Origin of the sequence: Aeromonas sp. ASNIH8, assembly GCF_002919855.1 — a bacterium.
GTDB classification, from domain to species: domain Bacteria; phylum Pseudomonadota; class Gammaproteobacteria; order Enterobacterales; family Aeromonadaceae; genus Aeromonas; species Aeromonas caviae.
Map to the genome: position 1 here is coordinate 1 of NZ_PQLN01000024.1, position 26,719 is coordinate 26,719.

22 protein-coding genes are annotated in these 26,719 nt (G+C 61.7%); 14 read left to right on the plus strand and 8 right to left on the minus strand.

Annotated features, from left to right (window positions below):
- A partial coding sequence (locus tag C3418_RS08480; protein ID WP_146054096.1) for an ISAs1 family transposase occupies positions 1-399 on the minus strand: 399 nt, incomplete at its 3' end.
- Positions 400-502: 103 nt separating this feature from the next.
- Between C3418_RS08480 and C3418_RS08485 the strand changes: the two genes are divergently transcribed.
- The 3 genes from C3418_RS08485 to C3418_RS08495 all read left to right on the plus strand — a co-directional run bounded on the left by C3418_RS08485 (position 503) and on the right by C3418_RS08495 (position 6,532).
- Positions 503-5,131 (plus strand): S-layer family protein, encoded by a 4,629-nt coding sequence (locus tag C3418_RS08485; protein WP_181023079.1) that lies wholly within the window; start codon positions 503-505, stop codon positions 5,129-5,131.
- An 87-nt stretch (positions 5,132-5,218) separates the two neighbouring features.
- Entirely contained in the window at positions 5,219-5,776 is a 558-nt protein-coding gene (locus C3418_RS08490; RefSeq protein WP_103858289.1) for a hypothetical protein, read from the plus strand.
- Between the two features lie 54 nt (positions 5,777-5,830).
- Positions 5,831-6,532: an SIMPL domain-containing protein gene (locus C3418_RS08495; RefSeq protein ID WP_103858290.1), complete on the plus strand. Its 702-nt coding sequence runs from the start codon at positions 5,831-5,833 to the stop codon at positions 6,530-6,532.
- Between the two features lie 166 nt (positions 6,533-6,698).
- Here the strand turns inward: C3418_RS08495 and C3418_RS08500 are convergent, their stop codons facing one another.
- On the minus strand, positions 6,699-8,075 hold the full coding sequence (locus C3418_RS08500) for an amino acid permease (RefSeq protein WP_039041364.1): 1,377 nt from the start codon (positions 8,073-8,075) through the stop codon (positions 6,699-6,701).
- A 356-nt stretch (positions 8,076-8,431) separates the two neighbouring features.
- Here C3418_RS08500 and C3418_RS08505 point away from each other — a divergent pair, with 356 nt between their 5' ends.
- The gene (locus C3418_RS08505; RefSeq protein WP_081999384.1) at positions 8,432-8,707 is read left to right on the plus strand and encodes a hypothetical protein; all 276 of its coding nucleotides are present in this window, start codon (positions 8,432-8,434) and stop codon (positions 8,705-8,707) included.
- A 129-nt stretch (positions 8,708-8,836) separates the two neighbouring features.
- Here C3418_RS08505 and C3418_RS08510 read toward each other — a convergent pair whose 3' ends face one another.
- Positions 8,837-9,649, minus strand: a complete 813-nt coding sequence (locus C3418_RS08510) for a pyruvate, water dikinase regulatory protein (protein WP_103858291.1) — start codon at positions 9,647-9,649, stop codon at positions 8,837-8,839.
- A 307-nt stretch (positions 9,650-9,956) separates the two neighbouring features.
- Here C3418_RS08510 and ppsA point away from each other — a divergent pair, with 307 nt between their 5' ends.
- Together ppsA and modF are read left to right on the plus strand one after the other, a co-directional pair.
- A complete protein-coding gene (ppsA, locus tag C3418_RS08515) occupies positions 9,957-12,329 on the plus strand; it encodes a phosphoenolpyruvate synthase (protein WP_048207926.1) in 2,373 nt (790 codons plus the stop codon).
- Between the two features lie 118 nt (positions 12,330-12,447).
- Positions 12,448-13,902: a molybdate ABC transporter ATP-binding protein ModF gene (gene modF, locus C3418_RS08520; RefSeq protein ID WP_103858292.1), complete on the plus strand. Its 1,455-nt coding sequence runs from the start codon at positions 12,448-12,450 to the stop codon at positions 13,900-13,902.
- Positions 13,903-13,920: 18 nt separating this feature from the next.
- On the opposite strand, the gene C3418_RS08525 is transcribed toward modF, so the two are convergent.
- The 3 genes from C3418_RS08525 to C3418_RS08535 form a co-directional block, all read right to left on the minus strand.
- A complete protein-coding gene (locus tag C3418_RS08525; protein ID WP_223918067.1) occupies positions 13,921-14,100 on the minus strand; it encodes a hypothetical protein in 180 nt (59 codons plus the stop codon).
- Positions 14,101-14,117: 17 nt separating this feature from the next.
- Positions 14,118-14,657 carry an isochorismatase family protein gene (locus C3418_RS08530; protein ID WP_103858293.1) on the minus strand — a complete coding sequence of 180 codons (540 nt, stop codon included), beginning with the start codon at positions 14,655-14,657 and terminating at the stop codon, positions 14,118-14,120.
- A 69-nt stretch (positions 14,658-14,726) separates the two neighbouring features.
- Positions 14,727-15,113 carry a VOC family protein gene (locus C3418_RS08535; protein ID WP_103858294.1) on the minus strand — a complete coding sequence of 129 codons (387 nt, stop codon included), beginning with the start codon at positions 15,111-15,113 and terminating at the stop codon, positions 14,727-14,729.
- A 341-nt stretch (positions 15,114-15,454) separates the two neighbouring features.
- Between C3418_RS08535 and C3418_RS08545 the strand changes: the two genes are divergently transcribed.
- Complete coding sequence (locus C3418_RS08545; protein WP_103858296.1) at positions 15,455-16,276, plus strand: MetQ/NlpA family ABC transporter substrate-binding protein; 822 nt, start codon at positions 15,455-15,457, stop codon at positions 16,274-16,276.
- Between the two features lie 53 nt (positions 16,277-16,329).
- Here the strand turns inward: C3418_RS08545 and C3418_RS08550 are convergent, their stop codons facing one another.
- Positions 16,330-17,052, minus strand: a complete 723-nt coding sequence (locus C3418_RS08550) for a phosphatase PAP2 family protein (RefSeq protein ID WP_103858297.1) — start codon at positions 17,050-17,052, stop codon at positions 16,330-16,332.
- Between the two features lie 250 nt (positions 17,053-17,302).
- Between C3418_RS08550 and C3418_RS08555 the strand changes: the two genes are divergently transcribed.
- From C3418_RS08555 to dedD, 7 genes are all read left to right on the plus strand, one after another.
- The gene (locus C3418_RS08555; RefSeq protein WP_103858298.1) at positions 17,303-18,424 is read left to right on the plus strand and encodes a 4-phosphoerythronate dehydrogenase; all 1,122 of its coding nucleotides are present in this window, start codon (positions 17,303-17,305) and stop codon (positions 18,422-18,424) included.
- Between the two features lie 146 nt (positions 18,425-18,570).
- The gene (locus C3418_RS08560; RefSeq protein ID WP_041214974.1) at positions 18,571-19,587 is read left to right on the plus strand and encodes an aspartate-semialdehyde dehydrogenase; all 1,017 of its coding nucleotides are present in this window, start codon (positions 18,571-18,573) and stop codon (positions 19,585-19,587) included.
- 293 nt (positions 19,588-19,880) lie between these two features.
- Positions 19,881-22,007 (plus strand): FimV/HubP family polar landmark protein, encoded by a 2,127-nt coding sequence (locus C3418_RS08565; RefSeq protein WP_103858299.1) that lies wholly within the window; start codon positions 19,881-19,883, stop codon positions 22,005-22,007.
- 156 nt (positions 22,008-22,163) lie between these two features.
- Positions 22,164-22,973, plus strand: a complete 810-nt coding sequence (truA, locus tag C3418_RS08570) for a tRNA pseudouridine(38-40) synthase TruA (RefSeq protein WP_103858300.1) — start codon at positions 22,164-22,166, stop codon at positions 22,971-22,973.
- A 119-nt stretch (positions 22,974-23,092) separates the two neighbouring features.
- Positions 23,093-23,956, plus strand: coding sequence for an acetyl-CoA carboxylase, carboxyltransferase subunit beta (gene accD, locus C3418_RS08575; RefSeq protein WP_010675139.1), 864 nt, complete (start codon positions 23,093-23,095; stop codon positions 23,954-23,956).
- Positions 23,957-23,958: 2 nt separating this feature from the next.
- Positions 23,959-25,218 carry a bifunctional tetrahydrofolate synthase/dihydrofolate synthase gene (gene folC / locus C3418_RS08580; RefSeq protein ID WP_164882630.1) on the plus strand — a complete coding sequence of 420 codons (1,260 nt, stop codon included), beginning with the start codon at positions 23,959-23,961 and terminating at the stop codon, positions 25,216-25,218.
- 179 nt (positions 25,219-25,397) lie between these two features.
- A complete protein-coding gene (dedD, locus tag C3418_RS08585; protein WP_029314728.1) occupies positions 25,398-26,201 on the plus strand; it encodes a cell division protein DedD in 804 nt (267 codons plus the stop codon).
- Between the two features lie 113 nt (positions 26,202-26,314).
- Here the strand turns inward: dedD and C3418_RS08590 are convergent, their stop codons facing one another.
- The gene (locus tag C3418_RS08590) at positions 26,315-26,659 is read right to left on the minus strand and encodes a TusE/DsrC/DsvC family sulfur relay protein (protein ID WP_039038798.1); all 345 of its coding nucleotides are present in this window, start codon (positions 26,657-26,659) and stop codon (positions 26,315-26,317) included.
- Positions 26,660-26,719: the final 60 nt, after the last annotated feature.

Here is a 26,719-nt window from a genome sequence, read left to right on the forward strand (position 1 = left end):
CCCATTTTCGGTATCGTAAGCCGTGACCAACTGAAGCGCATCCTTGGCATTTCCCCGAAAGGAGCCGCGTAACACCTTGCCATCAAAGGCAATGATGGGTTTGCCCTGATGAGTGCGCTGTTCATTGACCCAGCACAGCAACGCTTCAAGCAAGGTATCGATGACAATGCAGCGCAGAATGCGGGCAACCGTGTGACGCCGCGGGATGCCGTTGGCAAAGGGGCGATGCTGACGGAGCCAATCGATCTTTGAATCGCCATAGGTTTCGATGTCATTCCAGCCCTCGGCACCACTCATGATGGCACTGATGACAAGGAACATGACATCAACCAGGTTATGTTTACGATTGATCTCAGAGCGAGTTTCTTCGACAAGGGTAAGGTGTTCAATCAACGTCATAGCGCGTGCCTCCTGCATGGAGACGCGATTAGATCACAGACGATATGCCTGTTCAAATTTCATTAACAAAGTGCGATCCCGCCCTGAGGGGATCCCCAGTCCTTTGGGAAATCAACTGCTGGTGACCGGCGTCAGCTACAACCCGGTGACAGGGGTTGGCAGCGTGACCTACAGCTACACCCTGAACGATAACGAAACACATAACAAACCTGCAAATGATGGGGCTCTGACGGAGAGCTTCAATGTCGTGTTGACGGACCTCGATGGCGACACGACCAGTGCAGGGCTGGATGTCGTGGTGCTGGATGACGTGCCGACGGCGGTGAGCGACGTCAACCTGACGGCGGCGAGCGAGAACAACCTGGTCCTCAATGGCAACGTCATCACCAACGACGTGCAGGGGGCGGATGGCGCGGCGGTGACCGCGGGCACCCTGAGCGGGACCTACGGCAGCCTGGTGCTCAATGCCAACGGCACCTACACCTACACCCTCAACCCGAACGACGGTGACTTCAAGGCGTTGACCGGGGGCGGGGTGGGCAGCGAAGTGTTCACCTACACCCTGACGGATGCGGACGGAGACGTGAGCACGGCGACCCTGACCCTGACCATCAAGAACGACGATGACGGGGTGACCATCACCAACCTGACGCCCAAGGGCGAGGGCGGGGATGCGAAGGTGCACGAAGACGACCTGCTGGCGACCCGCGGCGCGAATGAGTCGGCGGGGTCGGACAGCAGCAAGGAGTCGACCACGGTGACGGGGGACTTCACCATCAGCGCGCCGGACGGGGTGAAGACCCTGAGCGTGGGTGGCATCAACATCGTGGTGAACGGGGTGGTGGCGGGCTTCCCGCTGAGCGGGGTGACCACGCCGCTGGGCAACACCCTGACCATCACCGGGTACAACCCGGCGACGGGGCTGGTGAGCTACAGCTACACCCTGAACGACAACGAGGCGCACCCGACGGCGGACGGCAACAACAGCCTGTTCGAAGACTTCGCGGTGAGCCTGGTGGACAGCGACGGGGATTCGGCCTCGAACACCCTGAGCGTGCAGATTGTCGATGACGTGCCGACGGCGGTGAGCGACGTCAACCTGACGGCGGCGAGCGAGAACAACCTGGTCCTCAATGGCAACGTCATCACCAACGACGTGCAGGGGGCGGATGGCGCGGCGGTGACGGCCGCCAACCTGAGCGGGACCTACGGCAGCCTGGTGCTCAATGCCAACGGCACCTACACCTACACCCTCAACCCGAACGACGGTGACTTCAAGGCGCTGACCGGGGGCGGGGTGGGCAGCGAAGTGTTCACCTACACCCTGACGGATGCGGACGGAGACGTGAGCACGGCGACCCTGACCCTGACCATCAAGAACGACGATGACGGGGTGACCATCACCAACCTGACGCCCAAGGGCGAGGGCGGGGATGCGAAGGTGCACGAAGACGACCTGCTGGCGACCCGCGGCGCGAATGAGTCGGCGGGGTCGGACAGCAGCAAGGAGTCGACCACGGTGACGGGGGACTTCACCATCAGCGCGCCGGACGGGGTGAAGACCCTGAGCGTGGGTGGCATCAACATCGTGGTGAACGGGGTGGTGGCGGGCTTCCCGCTGAGCGGGGTGACCACGCCGCTGGGCAACACCCTGACCATCACCGGGTACAACCCGGCGACGGGGCTGGTGAGCTACAGCTACACCCTGAACGACAACGAGGCGCACCCGACGGCGGACGGCAACAACAGCCTGTTCGAAGACTTCGCGGTGAGCCTGGTGGACAGCGACGGTGACTCGGCCTCGAACACCCTGAGCGTGCAGATCGTCGATGACGTGCCGACGGCCAACGATGATGCTGACAGTGCCACTGAAGGTGTGTTCACTCCGGTGACGGGTAATGTCATTACCGGGGCGGGTACCATCGGCGGCACAGCCGGTGCCGGGGTGGACGTCATGGGGGCTGATGGTGCGGCAATCAGCCAGGTCGTGAGCTCGAACGGCAATTCAGACAGTAATCCTGCCGGTGGATTCACCGTGACCGGGCTGTATGGGACGCTGACCATGGGGCTGGATGGCGAATACAGTTATACGCTCACTGCGGCATCGGTTCCCGTGGGGGCCTCGGAGGTATTTACCTACACGCTCAAAGATGGCGATGGTGATACGGATCCGGCAACACTGACCATCAATATTGCTCAGGATACCCGTGTCCCTGTATTGACCATCGGCAATGCGACGGTTGATGAGGAGGGACTGCCTGAGGGGACGGCTGCCAGTGGGAATTCGGAGATATTCAATGGCAGCTTCACCATCAACACCCAGGGGGAAAATCTGACTACCTTGACCATCGGTGGGCAGGCTTACAACTTGACCAGTGGCGGCAGTCAGACCTTGATCAACAATACGGAAGGAATGCTGACGGTAACCGGTGTCAGCGGCCCCACAGCCGGTGTCTACACGGTGAACTATACCTACACGCTCAAAGACAATGTGCTGACTCACAACGTTCAAGGCAACATTGATACAGCGAATGGTCCGAGTTTCGTCGTGTCGGCTACGGATGCCAGTGGCGACAGTGGCACGGGTAACCTGCAGGTTGTGATCAGCGATGATGCCCCCATTGCCAATGCTGTTACCAATGCAGGCCAGGCGACTCAGGTGCAGAACACGAATCTGATGTTGATCCTCGATATCTCCGGCAGTATGGGTGATCCATCGGGCTATCAAGGCATGACTCGGATGCAGGTGATGCAAAAGTCCGCGTTGGAGCTGCTGGACAAATACAGCGCCTACGGCAGCGTCATGGTCAATATCGTGACCTTCTCCACTTCAGCCGCCAATCCGACCGGGGTGTGGGTCTCGGTCGATGTAGCCAAGGCCATCATCCTTGGCCTTACCCCCACGAACTCGACCAACTACGATGATGCACTGAACGAGGCAATCAAAGCCTTTGGCGATACAGGTAAACTCGCTAATGCGCAAAATGTCTCTTACTTCATGTCGGATGGTCTGCCAAATGCCAACTCGTTGAGCGGTACCCCCGCCACAGTTCCTGATGGCAACAACTCGCTTGGCGGTGGAAACGGGATCGATGGTGACGGCACGACACTGAGCGGTGAAACCAAGGACTGGGCCGATTTCCTGACGGCGAACAACATCAATTCGTACGCGCTCGGGATGGGCTCGGGAGCGACCCAGTCTGCACTGGATCCCATTGCCTACAACGGGGTCAGTGGTGCCAGCCCGGCAAATACCACCGCAGTGGTGGTGACTGACTTCAGCCAACTGACCGCGACCCTTTTGAGCACCGTGGTAGCTCCGCCCCTGGCAGGACAACTGATCAACGGGGTAGCGGCGAGTGCCGGGGCCGATGGTGGCTGGCTCAATGCCATTACCTTGGGAGGGGTGACTTATACCTACAACCAGAAGACGGACTTCGCCGGCGTCTCGGGAGGGACATCAGCCGGGACCTTCAATACAACGACCAACGAATGGACCATTACACTTGCAGGCGGCATCCTCAAGGTGGACATGGACAACGGCGCCTACACCTATACTCCGCCGTCATCCATTCCGGTCGGGGGGATAAACCAGGTCGTAGGTTACAGTGTGATAGACAACGATGGGGATACTGCGTCCAGCACCTTGTCCATCGTTATCAACCCGGCGGTCGGTCCTACCGTAGTTCGTGATGACTTTATCATCACCAACCAGGACCCGGCGACCATTCCGGATTGGGCTCTGCTTGCCAATGACACCGGGCCTCTGGCTGCGACCCAGATGATCACGGGCGTCTCGGGAGCTGTGGGAGGGACCGTCACAGACAATGCAGGCTCGGTAACATTTGATGATACCTCCGGCAATGCGACTCCTAACTCTTACGAGGGTTCGTTCAACTACACCAATAGCACGACCACAGATACGGCCAAGGTGTATGTGGATGTGCAGAGCGGTTTGACACTTACCGGGAGCTATCTCGACGAGATCCTTATTGGGGGATCTGGAAACGATACGCTCAACGGCAATGCCGGGAACGACATCCTGCTTGGAGGACTCGGTAACGACACCTTGAATGGTGGTGAGGGCAATGATCTCCTGATCGGTGGCGCTGGCAACGATACCCTGAACGGCGGCAACGGCAATGATACGGCCAGTTACTTCGACAGCGCTGCTGGGGTCACGGTTACAGTCAATGGTGCCAGTCAGAATACCGGAGGGGCAGGGACAGACAGCCTGAGCAACATGGAAAATCTGGTAGGGTCCATGTTCAACGACAGCCTGACCGGCGATGGTAATGCCAACGTCTTGAGCGGACTGGCAGGTAACGACATCTTGAGTGGTGGTGGTGGCGACGACCTGCTGATTGGGGGTACCGGCAGTGATACCCTGACTGGTGGGGCTGGCAAGGATACCTTCAAATGGATGGCAGGTGATGCAGGAGGCACGGATACCATCAAAGACTTCACCACGGGGGCCAATGGAGATGTTCTGGACCTGAGTGAACTGCTCAGTGGTGAGCATGCCGATGCGAGCACACTGGATCACTATCTTACCTTTGCTCCTGGTCCGGGCAGTGGCAAGTCGACTCTGACCATTGATCTGGATGGAGCGGGAAGTGGCACCACGACTCATACCATCCTCTTTGACAACGTGGATCTGACGGCTGGCAAATCCAATCTGCAGATCATTCAGGATCTGCTGGATCAGGGCAACCTCAAGGTCGATCCGTAAGCAGGGTATGGGGGCCGGGTGTGCCCGGCCCCTGTTATTTGATGGAGTGGGCAGATAAGATAGCTGCAGTATCAGGAGAGGGTCACCATGCAGTCATTCAACTGGGTCGACATCGACGGCATTCGCTATAGCTGGAACGGGCAGGACAATATCGTCTGCACCGGCCGCTTTGGCTATCAGGCCACGATGACGGGTGACACGCTCAACGGTCTGGAGCTGGAGAGCGAAGATGGTGACGTGGCGGGGTTGCTGAATGTGGACTTTGCCGCTTCTCGTATCAGCTTCACGCCAGCAGAGGATGCGCCCCTGCCCCACATGATGGTGCTGGTCGGCCATGAGTGGGGGCAGCAGGAGTATTCGTTGCAAAGTCTGAGCGATACCTCCTTGCAGGGGCTGCTCAGCCACGGTGAGGAGCTTGACTGGGGGGCGCTGGCCGTTGTGACGACGTCCGAGCCGAATCTGCCATCACAAGGTCATGTCCTGTCGTGGGATTCGTTCCACTTTGAGGATGAATCGCTGTTTGGCAGCCCGGCGCCTGCTCCCGTGATGACAAGCCATGGCAATTCAGGAGGAGGGGAGATCAGCATCAATATCGACATGACCAATCAGGTGCTGGACCAGATCCCGCCGACACACGATATATGAATCCCAATCGACGACATGCATAATGACCTCCATCTAAATGATGGAGGTTTTTTTATGTGGCGTACCCTTCTTACCCTGTCCGCGCTGGTTGTCAGTGCTCCGTTGCTTGCCATCGAGGTTCCTCAGGCCCCCCATCTGGTCGTCAGTGGCTATGCGGAGCAGAAGGCTGAACCAGACATGCTGACGCTCAATGTCGCCGTCACGGCACTGGAGAAGCAGGGCATCAAGGCCAAACAGCAGGTAGATACCAAGGTAGCAGCCTTCTTTGGCCAGCTGGAGAGCCTCGGCATCAAGCGCAGCGACGTGGAGGCTGGCAATCTGGTGATCTCCCCCGAGTACCAGTACCCCCAGAACAAGCAGCCTGAAATGGTGGGTTACCGTGCCCAGCGCCAACTGGCCGTCAAACTCTATCAACTCGACAAACTCAGCCAGTTGATGGATACCGCCCTCAAGGCGGGTCTGGAGTCCGTGACCCAGATAGAGTACGGCCTGAAGTCACCACAGGTCATCAAGGAGCAGGCCCGGCTTGGTGCTGTTGCTGATGCCACGAGCAAGGCGGAATCCCTGGCCAAGGCTTTCGGCATGAAGCTTGGCAAGGTGTATAGCGTCGAATACCGCAACAGTTCCCCCATGCCGGTCTATACCCGTGCCATGAAGGCCGCGGCAGCCCCTGCCGCCGACATGATGGAAAACAGCTATCAACAGCAGCAGATCAGCATCACTGACAATGTAGAAGCCGTCTTCCTGCTGGAATAACACACACAGCCCCTTTGTCCATCACTCAAACCCGAGGCAACCCCTCGGGTTTGTCATTGCAGGGGCTGGCAGGACAAGCGAGCCACGAACAGGATCTGGTGAAACGGGAATGGAGTAAAAAAATGCCGGTCAGTGACCGGCATTTTTGCTGGAGGAGGCTTGATGCCTAGCCCAGGTTGGTAGCCAGCTTGCGTTGGCTCTTCTGTTTGAGCAGATAGCCGATACCGAGTACCAGGACCCAGGCCGGGATCAGCTCGACCGAGATGCGGGTGCCATCGTTCATGTACATGATCACCAGGATGGCGGCCATGAAGGCGAGGCAGAGGTAGTTGCCAAACGGGCTCCACAGTGCCTTGAACTTGGTGGTGACGCCTTCTGCAGCCTTCACCTTGCGGAACTTGAGGTGCGCCAGGCTGATCATGGCCCAGTTGATGACCAGGGCGGAGACCACCAGGGACATCAGCAGACCAAAGGCCTTGCCCGGGATCAAATAGTTGATGAGCACGCACAGCAGGGTGGCCGCGGCCGAGATGGTGATGGCGGTCAGGGGCACGCCGCTCTTGCTGGTCTTGAGCAGGGCCTTGGGGCCGTTGCCCTGCTTGGCCAGGCCAAACAGCATGCGGCTGTTGCAGTAGACGCAGCTGTTGTACACCGACAGCGCGGCGGTCAGCACCACCAGGTTAAGTACGTTGGCTACCAGGTTGCTGTCGAGCGCATGGAAGATCATCACGAACGGGCTGCCGCCTTCCACTACCTTGCCCCAGGGATAGAGGGAGAGCAGTACGGTCAGGGCGCCGATGTAGAAGATGAGGATGCGGTAGATCACCTGGTTGGTGGCCTTGGGGATGCTCTTCTCGGGATTGTCCGCTTCCGCTGCCGTGATGCCGACCAGCTCCAGACCGCCGAAGGAGAACATGATGAAGGCCATGGCCATCACCAGCCCGCCGACGCCGTTGGGGAAGAAGCCACCCTGGGCCCAGAGGTTGCTGACCGTGGCCTCGGGGCCACCGCTGCCGGAGAACAGCATCCAGCCGCCGAATCCGATCATGCCGAGAATGGCGACCACCTTGATGATGGCGAACCAGAACTCCATCTCGCCGAACGCCTTGACGTTGGAGAGGTTGATGGCGTTGATCAGCACGAAGAAGAAGGCCGCCGACATCCAGGTCGGGATCTCGGGCCACCAGTACTGGACATAGATGCCGACTGCCGTCAGCTCGGCCATGCTCACCAGTACATAGAGCACCCAGTAGTTCCAGCCGGAGGCGAAGCCGGCGAAGTCACCCCAGTACTTGTAGGCAAAATGGCTGAATGAGCCGGCAACCGGCTCTTCCACCACCATCTCGCCCAGCTGGCGCATGATGAGGAAGGCGATGAAGCCGCCGATGGCATAGCCCAGCAGCACCGCAGGGCCCGCCATCTTGATGGTGTCGGCAATGCCGAGGAACAGGCCTGTACCGATGGCACCGCCCAGTGCGATAAGCTGGATATGGCGGTTTTTCAGACCGCGCTTGAGCTCCTCGCCGTGTTGTTGAAGATCCATGCTTCCTTCCTTACGTCGCTGAAACCACTCGGCTCGCGTCCCGTCAGCCACAGCACGTCCTCTGCCTGGCGCGGCATCTTGTGCCGAAAACGTGACGAAATCCGTATTTATATCGTTACGGTTTGCCGCTGGCTGTTTTTTGTAGCGGCTACCAACCCGAGCAGAATAGTGATAATCGACCGTCCATGCACCTGTTTTCCTCATCATTGGCTGCTTTTTTGTGCGCCATGCAGGTTTTTCATGATCTGAAAAGGGGTTTTGAGAGTGATTGCTGGTTTTGCGTTCGGATGGGTTTGCGCCTGTTGACGCGAATTGATTTTTATGGCCTTGTTGCCCTTTGATAAAAAGGGACTCATATGATGGAGCGTATTGTCGGTGGCCTGGTGATGGCCGTGCTCTGGCTCGGGATCTGGCTCTCCCCCATGTTGCTGACGATGGCGATGAGCAGCCTTGTTGTCTGGGGCTGGTTGGGAGCGGATTACCTGGTGAACCACATCGCCATGGTGCTCATCCTTGCTGCCGGGATGGGGCTGGTGCCAGCCTGCTGGCTGAGCGAGCGAGTCCGCAAGGGCAGGGGACTCATCCATTTTCACGGCATGTTGATGAACAACAAGGAGCTCAACAAGCCCTGAGCCTGCTTGTCCCGCGAGTGATAGGATGCCAGCGACGATGCTGGCATCATTTTTTCATCCTGTTTCTCTGTTTCGTTATCTTGCCACTCACCTGTTTAATGGTACGTTGTGCTGTCACAGCATTGCAGGTTAGCAGAGCTGGCGGCGAAGGCCGGTCGCTTCCAGGATCTTGGCGCTGATCTCCTCGACCGAGTGGGAGCTGGTATCGAGGAAGCGGATCGCCTCCTGGCGGAACAGCCTCTCGACGCTGGCCAGCTCCTGTTTGCATTGATCAAGCGAGGAGTAGCGGCTGTTGGCGCGGCGCTGGTTGCGGATCTCGTGCAGCCGCTGCGGCATGATGGTGAGGCCGAACAATTTGTGGCGATTGGCCTTGAGGGCGGCGGGCAGCTCCAGCGATCCCATGTCCTGCTCGATAAAGGGATAGTTGGCGGCGCGAATGCCAAATTGCAGTGCCAGATAGAGGCTGGTCGGTGTCTTGCCGCAACGGGAGACCCCGATGAGGATGATGTCTGCCTCGTCATACTCCCTGGTGGTGATGCCATCGTCGTTGGCCAGCGCAAAGTTGACCGCTTCGATGCGATCGTCGTACAGCTTGCGGTTTTCCATGCCATGGGTGCGGTGCAACCTGGGTTCGGCCTTGATACCGAGCTCCTGTTCGAGAGGGCTCACGAAGGTGTTGAGAAAATCGTGGCTGCTGGCCTGGGCCCTGAGTACCTCTTCACGCACCATGGGGTCGACGATGGTGTGAAAGAGGATGGGGCGCACCCCGGTCTGGCGAAACTGCTCGTCAATACGTGCCCGTACCTGGCGCGCTTTCTCCTGGGTCTCGACAAAAGGGATGGTGATCTGTTCGAAGGCCAAGGGAAACTGGCTCAACACTGCGTGGCCGAAGACTTCGGCGGTGATGGCGGTGCCGTCGGATACATAGAATACGGTGTGCACTGCGGACTCCTGTGGTGCGCTCCAGGGGGCGGCGAGAAATAAGTATCTCTCGAAACCATATCGTTTTTGTCAACAGATCTGCCATGCCCAAGTTGTGAACTCGGTTGCAAACCTGAGTCGTTACCTTTTTGTGTCGCTATTGTAGAATGCCTGTGTCAAACGACCATCCCCAACTCTTGCTCGGGGATTTTTTTGACAATAAATAGAAAACGTTTTCATGGTCGTTGGCAACAGACACTAACAAAAACACACGACTTGGCACAGCAGGTGAATTGTCACCCTGGCCCCCCAACCTGGAGACATGCAAATGCAACAGTACGTACTCTGGTACGAACAGCTCGGTATGCAGGACGTTGAACGCGTCGGCGGCAAGAATGCATCCCTTGGCGAGATGATCAGCAACCTCTCGGGGGCCGGCGTGTCCGTACCGGGCGGGTTTGCGACCACGGCCTTTGCGTTTAACGAGTTTCTGGAGTTAAGCGGCCTCAACGGCAAGATCCATGACCTGCTAGACAGTCTGGATGTGGATGACATCGCCGCCCTCAACCGGGCCGGTCAGCAGATCCGCGACTGGGTGGTGGAAGCGCCCTTCCAGCCCGCTCTGGAGCAGGCGGTGCGCGAGGCCTATGACAAGCTGAGCGCGGGGCTCGAGGCATCCTTTGCCGTGCGCTCCTCCGCCACCGCGGAAGACATGCCGGATGCGTCGTTTGCCGGTCAGCAGGAGACCTTCCTCAACGTGCGCGGCATCGATGCCGTCATGACGGCCATCAAGCATGTGTTTGCCTCGCTGTTCAACGATCGCGCCATCTCCTACCGGGTCCATCAGGGCTATGACCACAAGGGGGTCGCTCTCTCTGCCGGGGTGCAGCGCATGGTGCGCTCGGATCTCGCTGCCTCCGGCGTCATGTTTACCCTGGACACCGAATCCGGCTTCAACGACGTGGTCTTCATCACCGGCGCCCAGGGTTTGGGCGAGATGGTGGTGCAGGGGGCCGTCAACCCGGACGAGTTCTATGTGCACAAGCCGACCCTCAAGGCCGGGCGCCCTGCCGTGGTGCGCAAGACGCTGGGTTCCAAGCTCATCAAGATGACCTACTCCGGGGATGCCGGTCATGGCCGTCAGGTGAAGGTGGTCGACACCACCGATGCCGAGCGCAACCGCTTCTGCATCACGGACGAGGAAGTGATGGCCCTGGCAAAGCAGGCCCTCATCATCGAGCAGCATTACGGTCGTCCGATGGACATCGAGTGGGCCAAGGATGGTCAGGATGGCAAGCTCTACATCGTTCAAGCCCGTCCGGAAACCGTGCGTAGCCGCCAGGAAGCCAATACCCTCGAGCGCTTTGCCCTCAAGCAAACCGGCAAGGTGCTGATCGAGGGGCGCGCCATCGGCCACAAGATTGGCGCGGGTCCGGCCCGTGTCATCTCCTCCATCAGCCAGATGGATGAAGTGCAGCCTGGCGATGTGCTGGTCACCGACATGACGGATCCGGATTGGGAGCCCATCATGAAGCGCGCTTCCGCCATCGTCACCAACCGGGGTGGGCGCACCTGTCACGCCGCCATCATCGCCCGGGAGCTTGGCATTCCGGCAGTGGTGGGTTGCGGCAACGCCACCGACCACATCCAGGATGGTCAGCTCATCACCGTCTCCTGTGCGGAAGGGGACACCGGCTTCATCTATGACGGCGAGCTCGACTTTGACGTGGCGGTGACCGAGGTGGGCAACATGCCGCGCCTGCCCATCAAGATCATGATGAACGTCGGCAATCCGGACCGCGCCTTCGATTTTGCCCAGTTGCCGAATGCCGGCGTGGGCCTGGCCCGCCTCGAGTTCATCATCAACCGCATGATCGGGGTCCACCCCAAGGCGCTGCTGGAGTTCGATCAGCAGACCCCGGAACTCCAGGCCACCATCACCAGGATGATCGCGGGCTACGAGAGCCCACGGGAGTTCTACGTAGCCAAGCTGACGGAAGGGATCGCCACCCTGGCGGCCGCCTTCTGGCCTGAGCGGGTCATCGTGCGGATGTCGGACTTCAAGTCCAATGAGTACGCCAACCTGGTGGGGGGCCGTGGTTACGAACCCCATGAAGAGAACCCCATGATCGGTTTCCGTGGCGCGTCGCGCTACATCGCCGACAGCTTCCGCCCCTGCTTCGCCCTCGAGTGCGAAGCGATGAAGCGGGTGCGGGATGTCATGGGGCTGACCAACGTCGAGGTGATGATCCCCTTCGTGCGTACCCTGGGTGAGGCGGAACAGGTGGTGGAGATACTGGCTGAGAACGGCTTGCGCCGTGGCGAGCGCGGCCTGAAAGTCATCATGATGTGCGAACTGCCCTCCAATGCGCTGCTGGCGGACAAATTCCTCGAGCACTTCGACGGCTTTTCCATCGGCTCCAACGACATGACCCAGTTGACCCTGGGGCTGGATCGGGACTCCGGGCTCATCGCCCACCTGTTCGACGAGCGCAACGAGGCGGTCAAGGCTCTGCTGGCCATGGCCATCGCCGCCGCCCGCAAGGCGGGCAAGTACGTGGGGATCTGCGGCCAGGGGCCGTCCGATCACCCGGACTTCGCCGCCTGGCTGGTCGAGCAGGGGATCGATTCCGTGTCGCTCAACCCGGATACCGTGGTCGACACCTGGCTCTATCTGGCCGAGCAGCACAAGGCCGGCTAAACCCGTCCCCGCTTTTTGATGACACGGCGCCGCAATGGCGCCGTTTTTGTCTGCGCCCCCCTTTTTCTGTTACAAGGGGAATGAGCAAGGCGCTCCGCACCCATCACAGGACGATCCCATGACCTCATTGCAGTGGCAATCCGCCACCCTGGCCCTTCGTGGCCACCGTACCCTGGTTATTCCCGAACTCTGTCTCACCCCGCAGGCCTGCTGGGCCTTCGTCGGCAGCAACGGCAGCGGCAAGACGGCGCTGGCGTCGGCCCTGTGCGGCGAGCTGGCCGTGCGTGCCGGAGCGGTATCGGGTCGAGTCCGGGCCGAGCGACTCTCGTTCGAGTCGCAGCAACAGCTGGGGGAGCTGGACTGGCAGCGGCGCAATACCGACATGCTGGGAGAAGAGGAGGAGGCGGGGTATCGGGTATCGACCCTGATGCTGGAGGCGGGGGGCGAGGAGCATGAGGCCCGCGCGCTGCTGGCCCGTTTTGGCATTGAATCCCTGTGGGAGCGCCCCTATCGCTACCTCTCGAGCGGGGAAGGGCGCAAGCTGCTGCTGGCCCGGGCCCTGCTGGGGCGACCCGAGCTGCTGGTGCTGGACGAACCCTTCGATGGCCTGGATCAGGGGGCCAGGGCTTCTTTGATGATGTTGCTGGCCGACCTGGTGTCAGAGGGGCTGCGCCTGGTGGTGATCGTCAATCGTTTTGACGAGATCCCCCCCTTTGCCACTCACCTCGGCCTGCTCGGTGAGTGCCGTCTGTTGCTGGCGGGGGAGCGCGAGGCGGTGCTCGGCAGCCAGGAGGTGGCCCAGCTGGCACGGGCCGAAACCGTATCCCCCCGTTTGCCGCCACCGCTGACGACACCCGAGCCCTTGCCTCCCGGCCCTCGGGTCGTCATGAAAGCCATGCGTATCGCTTACGGGGATCAGGTGATCATCGACGGGCTCGACTGGATCATTGCCGAGGGGGAGCACTGGCAACTGGTGGGACCAAATGGGGCTGGAAAGTCGACCCTGCTCTCCCTCATCACCGGGGATCACCCGCAAGGTTACAACAATGAGCTCCATCTGTTCGGACGGCTGCGGGGCAGCGGCGAGAGCATCTGGGAGATCAAGCGCCACATCGGGCTCGTGAGCCCGGCGCTGCATCTGGACTATCGTGTCAGCTGCCCGGTGCAGACAGTGATCCTCTCCGGTTTCTACGACTCCATCGGGCTTTATACCCGGCCGGGGGATCGTCAGCTGGCGCTGGCCAACCAGTGGCTGGCCCTGCTGGGGCTGGCCGATCAGGGGGCGCAGCCTTTCCACTCTCTCTCTTTCGGTCAGCAGCGACTGGTGCTGATCGCCCGTGCCCTGGTCAAACATCCGCCGCTGCTCATCCTGGACGAACCCCTGCAGGGACTGGATCCCCTCAACCGTCACCTGGTACGGGAGATGGTGGCGCGCCTCGTGGGCGAGGGAACCCAGCTGTTGTTCGTTTCCCATCATGCCGATGATGCGCCCCCCGGTCTGACCCACAGGCTGAGCTTCGTGCCAAGGGAGGGGGGAGGATACGACTATCTGCAGGAGCGTCTGGGGGGCTGAGCCGTCCGGGCGGCATGGTCAGAGAGGGGCTGGTTCGGCAAGGAGCGGCGGCATCCCCAGCAGCGTCCACCACAGCCCGAAGAAGAGCATGATCCCCAGCCAGAGCCAGGCAAGATAGTGACGGGTGGCCGCCATCCCCGTCACCGTCACCATGAGTGCCGCCCCGAAGGCGATGAGGGCGAACAGAAAGGGCGCCATGTTGTCCATCATGGCGGTCATTTCACCAGGGAGAGGATCTGGCGAAATGCCGGATGGCGGCAATCCCCCATCAGCTCATAGAGGCACATCTCCACCGACGTCAGCGCAGCTCCCCTGGCCGCAAGCTGGCCGATGGCGAGATCCCGGTTGGCAGCGCAGCGAGACGACACCGCATCCACCACCAGCGAGACCCCGGCACCGCTGGCGAGAAGCCCCAGCACGCTCTGGTAGACGCAGATATGGGTCTCGATGCCACATACCAGCCAATGCTCGACCCCGCTCTCGGCCAATGCGGTCGCCACCGTCGGCTCCCCCAGGGCGCCGAAGCTGTATTTGGGCAGCACAAGATCGCCTGCCTGCAGCGACTGCAGTTCGGGCACGGTGGCACCGAGCTTGTCCGGGTTCTGCTCCAGCCAGACAACCGGCAGCCCCAACACCCTGGCCCCTTGCACCAGCCTGGCGGTATTGGCAATCAGGGCGTCGCTCTCCTCGACCAGACGGGCCAGCTTGCCCTGAATATCGACCACCAGCAGGCCGGTGGTGTTTTGCTCAAGCATGAATGTTTCCTTGTCTGTGGCGGACAGCCTCGCCTGAAGGCTTTCGTTGGCTGACTGAGTGGCGCTGCTTCACTCGCTTGCCGTGCCTGGGCATTCAAGGTAGGTCATCGCCTCGATGTTGTTGCCATCGGGATCGCGCAGGAAGGCGGCGTAGTAATTGGGGGCATAGTGGGGACGCAGCCCCGGCAGCCCATTGCAGGCAAAACCTGCCTTGATCCCCGCGTGATGGAACGCATCCACCTGGGTCGCGTCGTCGGCCCTGAATGCGAGATGGCAGGAGGCGCCCTGCTGCCCCCGCTCAATCAGGAAGCCCACGTGATCGCTGCCCATCAGGCCAAAACCGGCCGCCGTCTCATCAGACCATTTGAGTTTTATCAAAAGAGGAGCCAACACGGTGGCGTAGAAGTGCTGACAGGAGTCAAAACGCACCACCTTGATTTCTACATGATCGAACACGGTGACTCCTTGTGTGGCCTGGGTGTAGAGCAGCCCATCAGGACCTTATGGGAACCCGTTGAAATGGGTATTGAATGACCACAATAAGCCAGTTTGACGCCAGGCAGGGAGAGGGCAAGGCGCATAACTGCGCGCTCTGTCAAAGATTTTTCATCCAGTTGCGGGATGCGCTTTGCTTCGTGCTGGCCAAGCTTGCCCGGTTGTGTTGCTTGGCGAAGGCTACGAGCTCTGTTATGGTGTGCTCAGTTAGCCGTTTGGATGGCTAGATGGTTGTGCGCTGACTGCATGTTCGCGCCCCCGACCGCTCACCGTTTTGATGATCATGTTGACAGGGAGTTATTATGCAACGTCGTTCCTTCTTCACCTTTTCCGCCCTGGCGTTGCTCGCCAGCAGCCTGCCGCTGTCCGCCTTTGCCATCGATGAGGCGAAGAAAGAGATCGTCATCGGCACCACGGTTGGCGACTTTGCCGACATGGTCACCGACGCCATCAAGCCGCAGCTTGAAGCCAAGGGCTACAAGGTCAAACTGGTGGAGTTCACCGATTACGTGACCCCCAACATCGCCCTGGCGGACGGGTCGCTTGACGTCAACTGCTTCCAGCACAAGCCCTATCTGGAGAGCTTCGCCAAAGACCGGGGTCTCTCTCTGGCGCCCATCACCCAGGTACCGACCGGTCCCATGGGGCTCTACGCCGGCAAGCTGGGGGATCTGAAGGCGGTGAAAGAGGGAAGCACGGTCGCCATCCCGAACGATCCCACCAACCAGGCGCGGGCACTGCTGATGTTGCAGGATCTGGGCTGGCTGAGCCTCAAGGAGGGGATCAATCCCCTCAAGGCGAGCGAGTTCGACGTGGTGAAGAACCCCCACAACCTCAAGCTGGTGCTGCTGGAGGCGGCGCAGCTGCCGCGCTCCCGTGAGGATGTGGACTTCTCCGTCATCAACGGCAACTTTGCCGCCTCAAGCGGGATCCCGTTCAGCTCCGGCCTCTTCCTCGAGCGCAGCTATGACTTCATCAACTGGGTGGTGGTAAAGAGCGCCGATGCGGGCAAGCCGTTCGCCAAGGACGTGGCGGCCGCCTACAACTCCCCCGAATTCAAGGCTTATGCCGCCAAGCGCTTCGTCGGCTACAAGTATCCCGAGGGCTGGCAGCAGAAGGGGTGAGTGGCGTACAAGCGATAAAAACGGGCACCCAGGTGCCCGTTTTTTATTGGAGGTCAGTAGTGGCGCAACCACCAGCGGGCGGCCAGGAGGGCGGTGAGGCTGCCAAGCAGGGCGCTTGCCAGCACATCCAGGGGCCAGTGCATGCCGATAAGGGTGCGCGAGAGGCCGATCCCGATGGCCCAGAGCGGCAGCAGCCAGGCCCCGGCGGGTGCCCGGGCCAGCCAGATCAGGCCGAAGAACTGGGCGAGGCTCATGGCGGCGATGCTGTGACCGGAGGGAAAGGCGTAGTTGACCTCTGCCTGCCAGTGCTGGCCGAGCCAGGCGGGCAGCGCAAGCAACTGGGTCGCGGCGTGGACCTGTTCACTGCGAAGGGCCTGGCTTCCTCCATAGAACTGGCGGATGGCGGGGATCAGCTCCTGGCTCTCCAGCCAGATGAGGTAGGGCCTGGGCTCCTCGGTCAGCAGCTTGATGAGGCTCTTGATGACCCAGTCGCTCGCCAGTACGGCAAAGAGGGCGCCAGCCAGCGCCAGCAGGGCGCGACCGTCCAGCGTCAGCTTGTGTCTTGTGAGCAGCAGCAGGGCGGCGATGGTGAAGACCAGCCCCGGCAAGTCCACCATGCGGGTGAGGGCGTAGGGCCACCATAGCCAGCCCGATTGCAGGGCCTGGGTCATGAACGGCTGCCAGGGCAGGCAGACGAGCAGCAGCAGGGGGAGGAGCAGGAGGGCATTGAAATGAAGCACCTTGCGGCGTGGCAACGAAGAGCAGTGAGTCGGCATCAAGGGGTCCGGTTCGGTGGCGCGAGCGGCTAAAAAGAGGCGTCATTGTGCCAGTCAGGTTGCTCTGGTCAAGGCGAAGGGGGCGAGGGCAACAGGCTGTTACATATGATGCTGCCGGGCATCGTGCCCGCACCTGAGGCCGGAAGGCGGAAAGATGGCCGCAGAGCGGTCTGCCAACAAGCCTCTGAAAATCCGTCGCGTTTGGGCTAGAATGGCGCGCCTGTGGCCCTGGTGGACGAGATGCGTGCCGATGAAGATCGTCGTTGATGAAAATATGCCCCATGCGGTGGAGCTGTTTGCGGAATTTGGTGAAGTGGTTCCCCTGCCGGGACGAGAAATAAAGGCCGCGGATCTGCAAGAGGCGGATGTGCTGCTGGTGCGCTCCGTGACCCGGGTCAACGAAGCGCTCCTGGCGAGTTGCCCCAGGCTGGGGTTTGTCGGCACGGCCACCATCGGCACGGATCACATCGATCAGGGGCTGCTGGCGGCGCGGGGCATCCCCTTCTTCAGCGCCCCCGGCTGCAACAAGGTGTCGGTGGGGGACTACGTGCTCTCCGCCCTGCTGGTTCTGGCGGAACGCCATGAGCTGACCTTGAGCGAGATGAGCCTCGCCGTCATCGGTGCCGGCAACACCGGCGAGAGCGTGGCCGGCAAGGCCGAGGCGCTCGGGATGAAGGTGCTGCGCTGCGACCCGCCCCTGGCCCGTAGCGGCGCCGCTGGCGACTTCGTGGATTACCGCACTGCCCTGGATGCCGACATCGTCAGCTTCCATGTCCCCTATCTTCGTGAAGGGGATGAGGCCACCTTCCACCTGCTGGGAGCCGAGGAGATCGCCGAGCGTCCGGCCGGGCAGATCCTCATCAACGCCTCCCGCGGCGAGGTGTGGGACAACCGTGCCCTGCTTGTCCGCCAGCAGGGACCCCATCCCCTGCGACTGGTGATGGACGTGTGGGAAGGAGAGCCGGAGCCCCTCAATGAACTGGTGCCCCATACCGAGCTGGCCACCCCGCACATCGCCGGTTATAGCCTGGAAGGCAAGGCCCGTGGCACCTGGATGCTCTATGAGGCGCTGTGCCGGCAACTGGGGCGCACCCCGCGCCAGGATCTGCAATCCCTGCTGCCTGCCCCAGAGGTGCGCGAGCTGACGCCGGGGCAGCCAGCGGATCAGGCGCTCATCAAGCAGCTTGTCCACCTTGTTTATGACGTGCGCCGTGACGACGCCCGTTTTCGCAACCGGATCGGGCTGCCCGGCAGCTTCGATGAGCAGCGCAAGCGCTACCCCGAGCGGCGCGAATTGGGCGCCCTGCAACTGAAAGGGCCCTTCGCCGACGACAGATTGGCCCGACTGGGCTTTGCCGTCTCGGAGCAATAAACCCGATTTCAACAAGGGGAAGGGCTTGCCCAGGCGGCGCTTCCCCCCGGCCCGGCATCATGGCGGGCCTGTCATCAAACCGATACGCGTGCCAGCCGGGCCCTCATGCCCGGCCCCGACGGGCCGCATCACAGGAGAACAGATCAGTGAGTCAGCAATTCAACGTAGCGGTATTGGGTGCCAGCGGCGCCGTGGGTCAGGCCATGATCGAGATCCTGGAGGAGCGCGCCTTCCCGGTAGCGACCCTCTATCCGCTCGCCTCCAGTCGCAGCGCTGGGGACACGGTGCGTTTTGGTGGCAAGAACGTCGACATCCTTGACGTGGAGGCCTTTGACTGGAGCCAGGTGGAGATTGCACTCTTCTCCGCCGGTGCCGAGGTCTCGGCCAAATGGGCGCCCATCGCCGCCGAGCACGGCTGCATCGTCATCGACAACACCTCCTGCTTCCGCTACGACGAGGACATTCCCCTGGTCATTCCGGAAGTGAACCCGGACGCGCTGGCCGATTTTCGCAACCGCAACATCATCGCCAACCCCAACTGCTCCACCATCCAGATGCTGGTGGCCCTCAAGCCCCTGCACGACGAGGTGGGCATCAGTCGCATCAACGTGGCGACCTACCAATCCGTCTCCGGCTCCGGCAAGGAAGGGGTGAGCGAGCTGGCGGGCCAGACCGCCCACCTGCTCAACGGCCGTCCGGTGGAGCCGACCCTCTATCCGCAGCAGATCGCCTTCAACCTGATCCCGCAGATCGATGCCTTCACCGACAACGGCTACACCCGGGAAGAGATGAAGATGGTGTGGGAGACCCAGAAGATCCTGGGGGATGCCAGCATCGCCGTGAACCCCACCTGCGTGCGGGTACCGGTCTTCTATGGTCACGCTGAGGCGGTTCATGTGGAGCTGCACCAGCCGCTGGACGCCGAGCAGGTCAAGGAGCTGCTGCGCAATGCCCCGGGCGTCACCCTGTTTGATGATGAAGGGGACTACCCGACCCCGGTGCGCGATGCCACCGGCCAGGATGATGTGATGGTCGGGCGGGTGCGCCAGGATATTTCTCATCCGAGTGGTATCAATATGTGGATCGTGGCCGATAACGTTCGTAAGGGCGCGGCGACCAACAGCGTGCAGATTGCCGAACTGCTGGTACGCGACTACCTCTGAGGCCGGATGTCGGCCCCGGGCGGGGAGGGAACCCCGCCTTGATGTGGGCGCCCTGGCCCCGGGATGTGACCGGGAACCCACTCTCCGGTTTTTGGAATACCGTGTGATATCAGTGGACTAGGTTTTTTTCTACACTCTGGTTCGCGTCTGGGGCTGCTTTCTGGTCGCCGCCGGGCGCGAAATATGTCGGATCGCTGGCTTGAGACCGGCGCCTGATTTATATTGAGCCGATTGTTTTGGGGTAACTATCCAGATTTTTCAATGTGATAGGGCCGTCATACGAAGGAACGAATATGGGACATTCCCGCATAACGCTGGCAACGCTACTCGCATTGGGGCTTCTGGGCACGGTTCAGGCCGAAGAGGGGGCGCGAGAACCCTTCTTTGTCGAACTCAAGGGACCGGATGGCTCACCGCCCCCCGCGGTGCAACCAGAGCCCCGGGCCCAGCCCGTGGCGCCCGTCACCCTGCCCAGAGCCCAGCCCATCGTGCGTCAGGTGCCTGCTGCGTCGGCTGGCAGTTATGGTCCCGTGCGTCCCACCGATACCCTCTGGAGTCTGGCGAGCAAGCATCGCCCGTCCAACCGGGTAAGCGTCTACCAGACCATGGTAGCCATCTATGACAAGAACCCCCGAAGCTTCGCAGACGGCAACATCAACCATATTCTGGTGGGTTCCCACATCCTGCTGCCCACCGCCGCAGAGGCGGGGCGCATCACAGATGCCGAAGCACGCCGTCGCTTCAACAGCGACAACGCGAGCTGGAAGGGGCTGAGCCCCAAATACCTGGCCAACAAGCAATCCCACGTCGCCCAGCCGGTGGTGAGCAAGCCTGCTCCGGCCAAGCCGGCTGTGGTGGCCAAGAATACACCGCCCAAGGCGGCGCCGATCCCGGCGGCACCCAAGGCAACGGCTCCAGCCCCCGAGGTGAAGGAGACCGCCAAGGCGGCTGTCTCCACCCCCGTGGTGGTGAGCGGTGCTGCGAGCAGCGCCGCCAGCACGGCGCCGGCGCCCCTGCCCGCCACTGCGGTGGGCAAACCCTCCACCGAGATGGCGCTGGCCCTGGAAGATGCCAACGCCCAGCTCGGCCAGGTCACCGAGATGAACCACAGGCTCAAGCTGCGTCTGCAAGCCCTGACCGAAGAGGTGGAGACCCTCAAGGCCCAGTTGCAGGATCAAACCGCCCTGCAAAAAGAGGTGGCGGAACTCAAGGCCAATCCGACGCCTCCCGTGGTGGCGCCGGTGCCCAAACAGAGCTGGCTGATGGAGCTGCTCTCTTCGCCGCTCAATCTCGCCATGATCATCCTGCTGCCGGTACTCCTGGTGCTTGCCCTGGTCACGCTCTGGCTGCGTGCTCGTGCCCGCCGCGAGCTGGAAGAGCAGGAGAAGAGCCTCTCCGAGTCGACCTCCATGGTCATGGGAGACGAGAACAGCGAGTTTGATCAGTTGATGACGGTGGGCATCGCGGATGACGAGCCCCTCCATGGCATGCCGGATCTCAACGAGCCGGAAGTGAGCAGGAAGCAAGATGGCGCCAGTGCTGCCGCCGATGTCATCTTCCGGGATGACGAGACGGCGCTCTCCGCCTTTGATGTGGAGCCTGCGGTGACGACGGCGAACCGGGATCCGGATCTGGTGCCCGAGCTGGATCTGGCCCACGAGGGTGACTTCGATCTGCCCGTGGTGCCGGAACTCGATCTCTCCGACGAGCCCACCTCCTCTGCTCGTGGTCATGACGAGATCATGACCGAGGAGGAGCTGCAGGCCGCCCTGTTTGCCGAGCTGGACGCGGATCTGGAAGCGGATCTGGCCCAGGCCCAGGAGGAGAGCCGCAGCCAGCGTGACGAGACACTGGCCAACTTCGATCTGAGCGATCTAGAGACCGGGTTTGGCGAGCCGACCGACGATGAGCTTGCCGCCAAGGCGCCGCACATCGACGAGACGGGGTTTGGCAAGGACGATGTGGACGACATGCTGGCCGAGCTCGGGCTGGAGCCCACCAAGCCGGCGGCGTCCGAGTGGGATCCCAGCGAGCTGGCCCTGGCGGACTTCGAGGATGCCTTCGCCGAGGTGGAGTCCCATCAGGGGGAGGTGAAACCCCGCGAGCAGGTGCAAGACAGCGACTTCGTTGAAATCGACAAGCTGCTGGCCGATGCCGATGCCAGCAGTACGGAGCAGGAACCCTATCAGGGCTTCTCCCTGGATGTGGGGCTGGACGGTTTCCCCGAGGTGCTGCCGGAGTCCAACGGCTTTGATGTGGATGCCGATGACGGCGGGGTGGGGGCCAAGCTGGATCTGGCCCGGGCCTACCTCGAGATCGACGACAAGGAGAGCGCCCGCGAGCTGCTGGAAGAGGCGGTGGCCCAGGGCAGCGAGCACCAGCGCAGCGAGGCGCAGAAGCTGCTCAAGCGCCTGGGCTAGGCAGGCCCTTGTCATCCATGCACCAGAGAGGGCAGCCCGCGGGCTGCCCTCTCTCTTTGGGCGCGGCCTCGCCCGGTCTGGGACTTTTGAGCCCGAGCGCGTATAATCCGCCCCGTTTCTTTCACTGCATCCTTTCATCAGAAGACACCGTTACCCATGCGAATTGCCCTTGGTATTGAATATGACGGCAGCCGGTACTTCGGCTGGCAGCGCCAGCGCGAAGTGATCAGCGTTCAGGAGGAGCTGGAAAAAGCCCTCAGCCGCATCGCCAACCACCCCGTCTCCATCCAGTGTGCCGGTCGCACCGATGCGGGGGTGCATGCCACCGGCCAGGTGATCCACTTCGATACCGAGTCGAACCGCGCAGAAGGCGCCTGGACCCTGGGACTCAACTCCAACCTGCCCCCAGACATCGCCGTGCGCTGGGTCAGGGAGGTGGACGAGCATTTCCATGCCCGCTTCAGCGCCACCGCCCGTCGCTACCGTTACGTCATCTACAACCACAACTACCGCCCGGCCATCCTCGGCAGTGGCGTCAGTCACTACCACGAAACCATCGATGCGGCGCTGATGCACCAGGCCGGCCAGAGCCTGCTGGGGGAGCACGACTTCAGCACCTTCCGGGCTGTCGCCTGTCAGTCCAACACCCCCTGGCGCAATGTGACCCACCTGTGTGTCAGCCGTTCCGGCCCCTACATCGTGCTCGACATCAAGGCCAACGCCTTCCTGCATCACATGGTGCGCAACATCACCGGCTCCCTGCTGCTGGTGGGGCAGGGGCTTCAACCGGTGGAGTGGATTGCCGAGGTGCTGGCGGCGAAGGATCGCAACCTGGCGGGCCCGACCGCCAAGGCGGGCGGCCTCTATCTTGTGGATGTGGATTACCCGGCCGAATTCGGGTTGCCCCGGCCGCCCCTCGGCCCGCTGTGGCTGCCGGACTCGGCACCGGGTACGACCAGTTTTTAGTAACTGGGCCCGAAAATTTGTGGTTTAATGATCCGTCGTTTATTGCCATCGAGCCGTTAAGTCATTGAACAATCAAGGCTCGATGTGTTTTGTCAGGCACAAATGCATTAAGGAATTCCATGAGCTGGCTTGAGAAGATCCTTCCCAAGAGCAAGATCACCACACCGCGTCGTCACAACATTCCGGAAGGGGTGTGGACCAAGTGTACTGCTTGCGAACAGGTGCTCTACCGGGCAGAGCTGGAGCGCAATCTCGAAGTGTGCCCCAAGTGTGACCATCATATGCGCATCAGCGCACGTGCCCGTCTCGAGAGCTTCCTCGACGCCGAGGGACGCAGCGAAGTCGCGGCCGAGCTGGAGCCGCAAGACATCCTGAAATTCAAGGATTCCAAGCGCTACAAGGATCGTTTGTCTGCCGCCCAGAAAGAGACGGGCGAGAAGGATGCGCTGGTGGTGATGAAGGGGACCCTCAAGGGGGTACCGGTCGTCGCCTGTTCATTCGAGTTCTCCTTCATCGGGGGCTCCATGTCCTCCGTGGTCGGTGCCCGCTTCGTGCGTGCCGTCGAGGAGAGCATCAAGGAGGGCCGCGGCCTGGTCTGCTTCTCCACCTCCGGTGGTGCGCGGATGCAGGAAGCCCTGTTCTCCCTGATGCAGATGGCCAAGACCAGTGCGGCCCTAGATCGCCTCACCAAGGCGGGCCTGCCCTTCATCTCCGTGCTGACCGACCCCACCATGGGTGGCGTCTCCGCGAGTCTGGCCATGCTGGGTGACATCAACGTAGGCGAACCCAAGGCGCTGATCGGCTTTGCCGGCCCCCGCGTCATTGAGCAGACCGTGCGCGAGAAACTGCCGGAAGGCTTCCAGCGCTCCGAGTTCCTGCTGGAGAAGGGTGCCATCGATCTCATCATCGACAGGCGCGAAATGCGCAACCGTCTGGCCGGTCTGCTGGCCAAGCTGATGAACACTCAGGTCATCGAAGACTGAAGATGAGTTCACACATGCAACAATCCCAAAGCCGGTCGCTGGTCGACTGGCTTTCTTATTTGGAGCAGATCCACCCGGCCAACATCGACATGGGGCTGGAGCGGGTCGGCACGGTTGCCCGCCGCATGGGCCTCACCGAACTGCCGTTCAAGGTGATCACGGTGGCGGGCACCAACGGCAAGGGCTCCTCCTGCGCCATGGCGGCCAGCATCCTGATGGCCGCCGGCTACCGGGTCGGTGTCTACTCCTCCCCCCATCTGCTGCGCTTTACCGAGCGGGTGCGCGTCAATGGCCAGGAGCTGGCCGATGGCGATCACTGCGCGGCCTTTGCCGAGGTGGAAGCCGCCCGGGGCGACATCGCCCTCACCTTCTTCGAGTTCGCCACCCTGGCGGGTCTGTGGCTGTTTCGCCGCGCCGCGCCCGATGTGCTCTTGCTGGAAGTGGGGCTGGGGGGGCGGCTCGATGCCACCAATGTGGTGGAGTCCGACGTCGCCCTGATCACCTCCATTGCCCTGGATCACTGCGACTGGCTCGGGGATACCCGGGAGGCGGTGGCGGTGGAGAAAGTCGGCGTCTATCGCAAAGGTAAACCCGCCATCAGCGGGGAGCCCAATCCGCCGTCGACCATCGCAAGCGAAGCGGCGCGCCTCGGCGCCTGCCTGCGTCAGGTCGGCATCGATTTTCGTGGTGACGAGCATGAAGGTGACTGGGATTATCACGGCCTGCACCACTGGTCGGGATTGCCCAAACCGGCCCTGCCGCTGATGAATGCGGTCACCGTGCTGGCGGCCCTGGAGTCCCTCGGTCTGCCATTGGCGGAGTCCGCCATCCGCGACGGCCTGGCCAATGCCCGCCTGGCTGGCCGGATGCAGCAGTTGCAAACCTCGCCGCTGGTCATCGTCGACGTGGCCCACAATCCCCACTCTGCCGCCTATCTCGCCAGCCAGCTGCGTCAGCGCCCCGGCAAGGGCAAGCGCCGCGCCGTGGTTGGCATGCTCAAGGACAAGGACATGGCGGGGTCGCTGGCCGAGCTTGACGGTCTGATTGACGAGTGGTTCCTGGCAAGCCTCCACGGCCCGCGCGCGGCCACGGCCGACCAGTTGGCGACGGCCCTTGGCAGCGGCCGGGGCGTGGCGCTCACCTTTGCCTGCGTGGGGGATGCCTACGGCGCCGCCTTGGCCGCATCGAGTCCTGACGATATGGTCATTGTGTTCGGCTCGTTTTACACTGTCGCCGACGTGCTGGCTCTGAGCGCGGTCTGAGCCGTTCGCTCCCCTGGCTCCGTCATCGTGACGACGGGCCGGGTTTTGCACTGGATAATCCCCTTTCAGGCCAAGTGGGTGGCGAGGGACCCGGCTTCGCCAGCCGGCGTGAGGGGAGGCGTTCTTTGCGAAGTGTGCAAGATTGCAATGGATCCTAAGTAACATGGGTGGAAATTAACTTGGCTTCGAAGTTTCAAAACAGATTGGTGGGGACCGTCATCCTGGTCGCCCTGGTGGTCATCTTTCTGCCGGACCTGATGGACGGCAACAAGCTGGAGCAGAAGGACGAGGCCTTCGCCAAGATCCCCCTGCGTCCGGAGCTGGAGCCCGCCAAACCTGCGCTTCAGGTCTCGGCGGCGAGCACCCTGCCGGCCGAGCATCTGGCGAGTCAGCAGCAGGCCTCTGCCGCGACCCAGTGGCAGGTAGAGGAGATTGGCGATACCGTGACCCTGGCCAATCAGGGGGGAGCCAATCCAGCGGGAGCCAGTCAGGCTCCCATCACCCAGCAGCAGCCGGTACAGGCCGTGGCGCAACCCAAGCCCCAGCCCAAACCCGAGCCCAAGCCGGAAGTGATCGCCAAGAAACCGGTGGAGCAGCCCAAACCCAAGCCGGTGCCAACCAAGCCGGTAGAGGTGCAAAAACCGGTGGAGGCCAAGCCACAGGCGGGCCAGATCAAGACCATGGATGATCTCATCGCGAGCAAGATGGCCCAGCCGACTACGGCACCGGCAGCAGCCCCGGCTCAGGGGAGCTGGATCCTGCAGCTTGGCGCCTTCAAGAATGCAGACAGCGTCAATGCCCTGGTGAGCAAGCTGAGGGCGGCGGGCTACTCGGCCCAGACGTCGCCGAGAACCCCGGTGCAGGGGCAGATCAACCGGGTCTTCATCGGGCCGGATGTCTCCAAGGCCAAGTTGCAGGGCATGCAGAGCCGGATCAGTCAGATGACAGGCTTGAGCGGCTCCGTGGTGGCCTACAACCCCTGACAGGACGATGAAATGAAAAGACCGCGCCTCATGGCAACATGGGCGCGGTCTTTTTTTGTGTCCAACACGGGGGAGGCAGTGTGGCTATCGGGCTATCGGGCTGCCGAGGAGGACTAGATGCACTTCACCGGCTTGGGGAGGCCTGCGATCTTGGTGGCCTGCTTGGCGGGGCCTTCCGGGAACAACTTGTAGAGGTAGCGACTGTTGCCCTTCTCCGGGCCGTACTGCTTTTCCATCGCCTTGACCAGGGCGCGGATGGCGGGGGAGGTGTTGAACTCCAGATAGAAGGCCCGTACGAAACGCACCACTTCCCAGTGGGGATCCTCCAGCACTATCCCCTCTTTCTCGGCCAGCACCAGGGCCAGCGCCTCGCTCCATTGCTCGCTGTGGCGCAGATAGCCCTGGGCATCGGTCTCGATGAGTTGGCCGTTGAACTGCAAATGATGTGGCTCGGACATGACGCTTCCTCGAAAAGGCTATCTCAATGGGGCGGGCATGGTAGCGCCTTGCGTCCCGCC

Coding starts and splice junctions, on each gene's coding strand:
- C3418_RS08490 (WP_103858289.1), top strand. CDS start 5,219: ATGCAGTCATTCAACTGGGTCGACATCGACGGCATTCGCTATAGCTGG.
- C3418_RS08495 (WP_103858290.1), top strand. CDS start 5,831: ATGTGGCGTACCCTTCTTACCCTGTCCGCGCTGGTTGTCAGTGCTCCG.
- C3418_RS08500 (WP_039041364.1), bottom strand. CDS start 8,075: ATGGATCTTCAACAACACGGCGAGGAGCTCAAGCGCGGTCTGAAAAAC.
- C3418_RS08505 (WP_081999384.1), top strand. CDS start 8,432: ATGATGGAGCGTATTGTCGGTGGCCTGGTGATGGCCGTGCTCTGGCTC.
- ppsA (WP_048207926.1), top strand. CDS start 9,957: ATGCAACAGTACGTACTCTGGTACGAACAGCTCGGTATGCAGGACGTT.
- modF (WP_103858292.1), top strand. CDS start 12,448: ATGACCTCATTGCAGTGGCAATCCGCCACCCTGGCCCTTCGTGGCCAC.
- C3418_RS08525 (WP_223918067.1), bottom strand. CDS start 14,100: ATGGCGCCCTTTCTGTTCGCCCTCATCGCCTTCGGGGCGGCACTCATG.
- C3418_RS08530 (WP_103858293.1), bottom strand. CDS start 14,657: ATGCTTGAGCAAAACACCACCGGCCTGCTGGTGGTCGATATTCAGGGC.
- C3418_RS08545 (WP_103858296.1), top strand. CDS start 15,455: ATGCAACGTCGTTCCTTCTTCACCTTTTCCGCCCTGGCGTTGCTCGCC.
- C3418_RS08550 (WP_103858297.1), bottom strand. CDS start 17,052: ATGCCGACTCACTGCTCTTCGTTGCCACGCCGCAAGGTGCTTCATTTC.
- C3418_RS08555 (WP_103858298.1), top strand. CDS start 17,303: ATGAAGATCGTCGTTGATGAAAATATGCCCCATGCGGTGGAGCTGTTT.
- C3418_RS08565 (WP_103858299.1), top strand. CDS start 19,881: ATGGGACATTCCCGCATAACGCTGGCAACGCTACTCGCATTGGGGCTT.
- truA (WP_103858300.1), top strand. CDS start 22,164: ATGCGAATTGCCCTTGGTATTGAATATGACGGCAGCCGGTACTTCGGC.
- accD (WP_010675139.1), top strand. CDS start 23,093: ATGAGCTGGCTTGAGAAGATCCTTCCCAAGAGCAAGATCACCACACCG.
- folC (WP_164882630.1), top strand. CDS start 23,959: ATGAGTTCACACATGCAACAATCCCAAAGCCGGTCGCTGGTCGACTGG.
- C3418_RS08590 (WP_039038798.1), bottom strand. CDS start 26,659: ATGTCCGAGCCACATCATTTGCAGTTCAACGGCCAACTCATCGAGACC.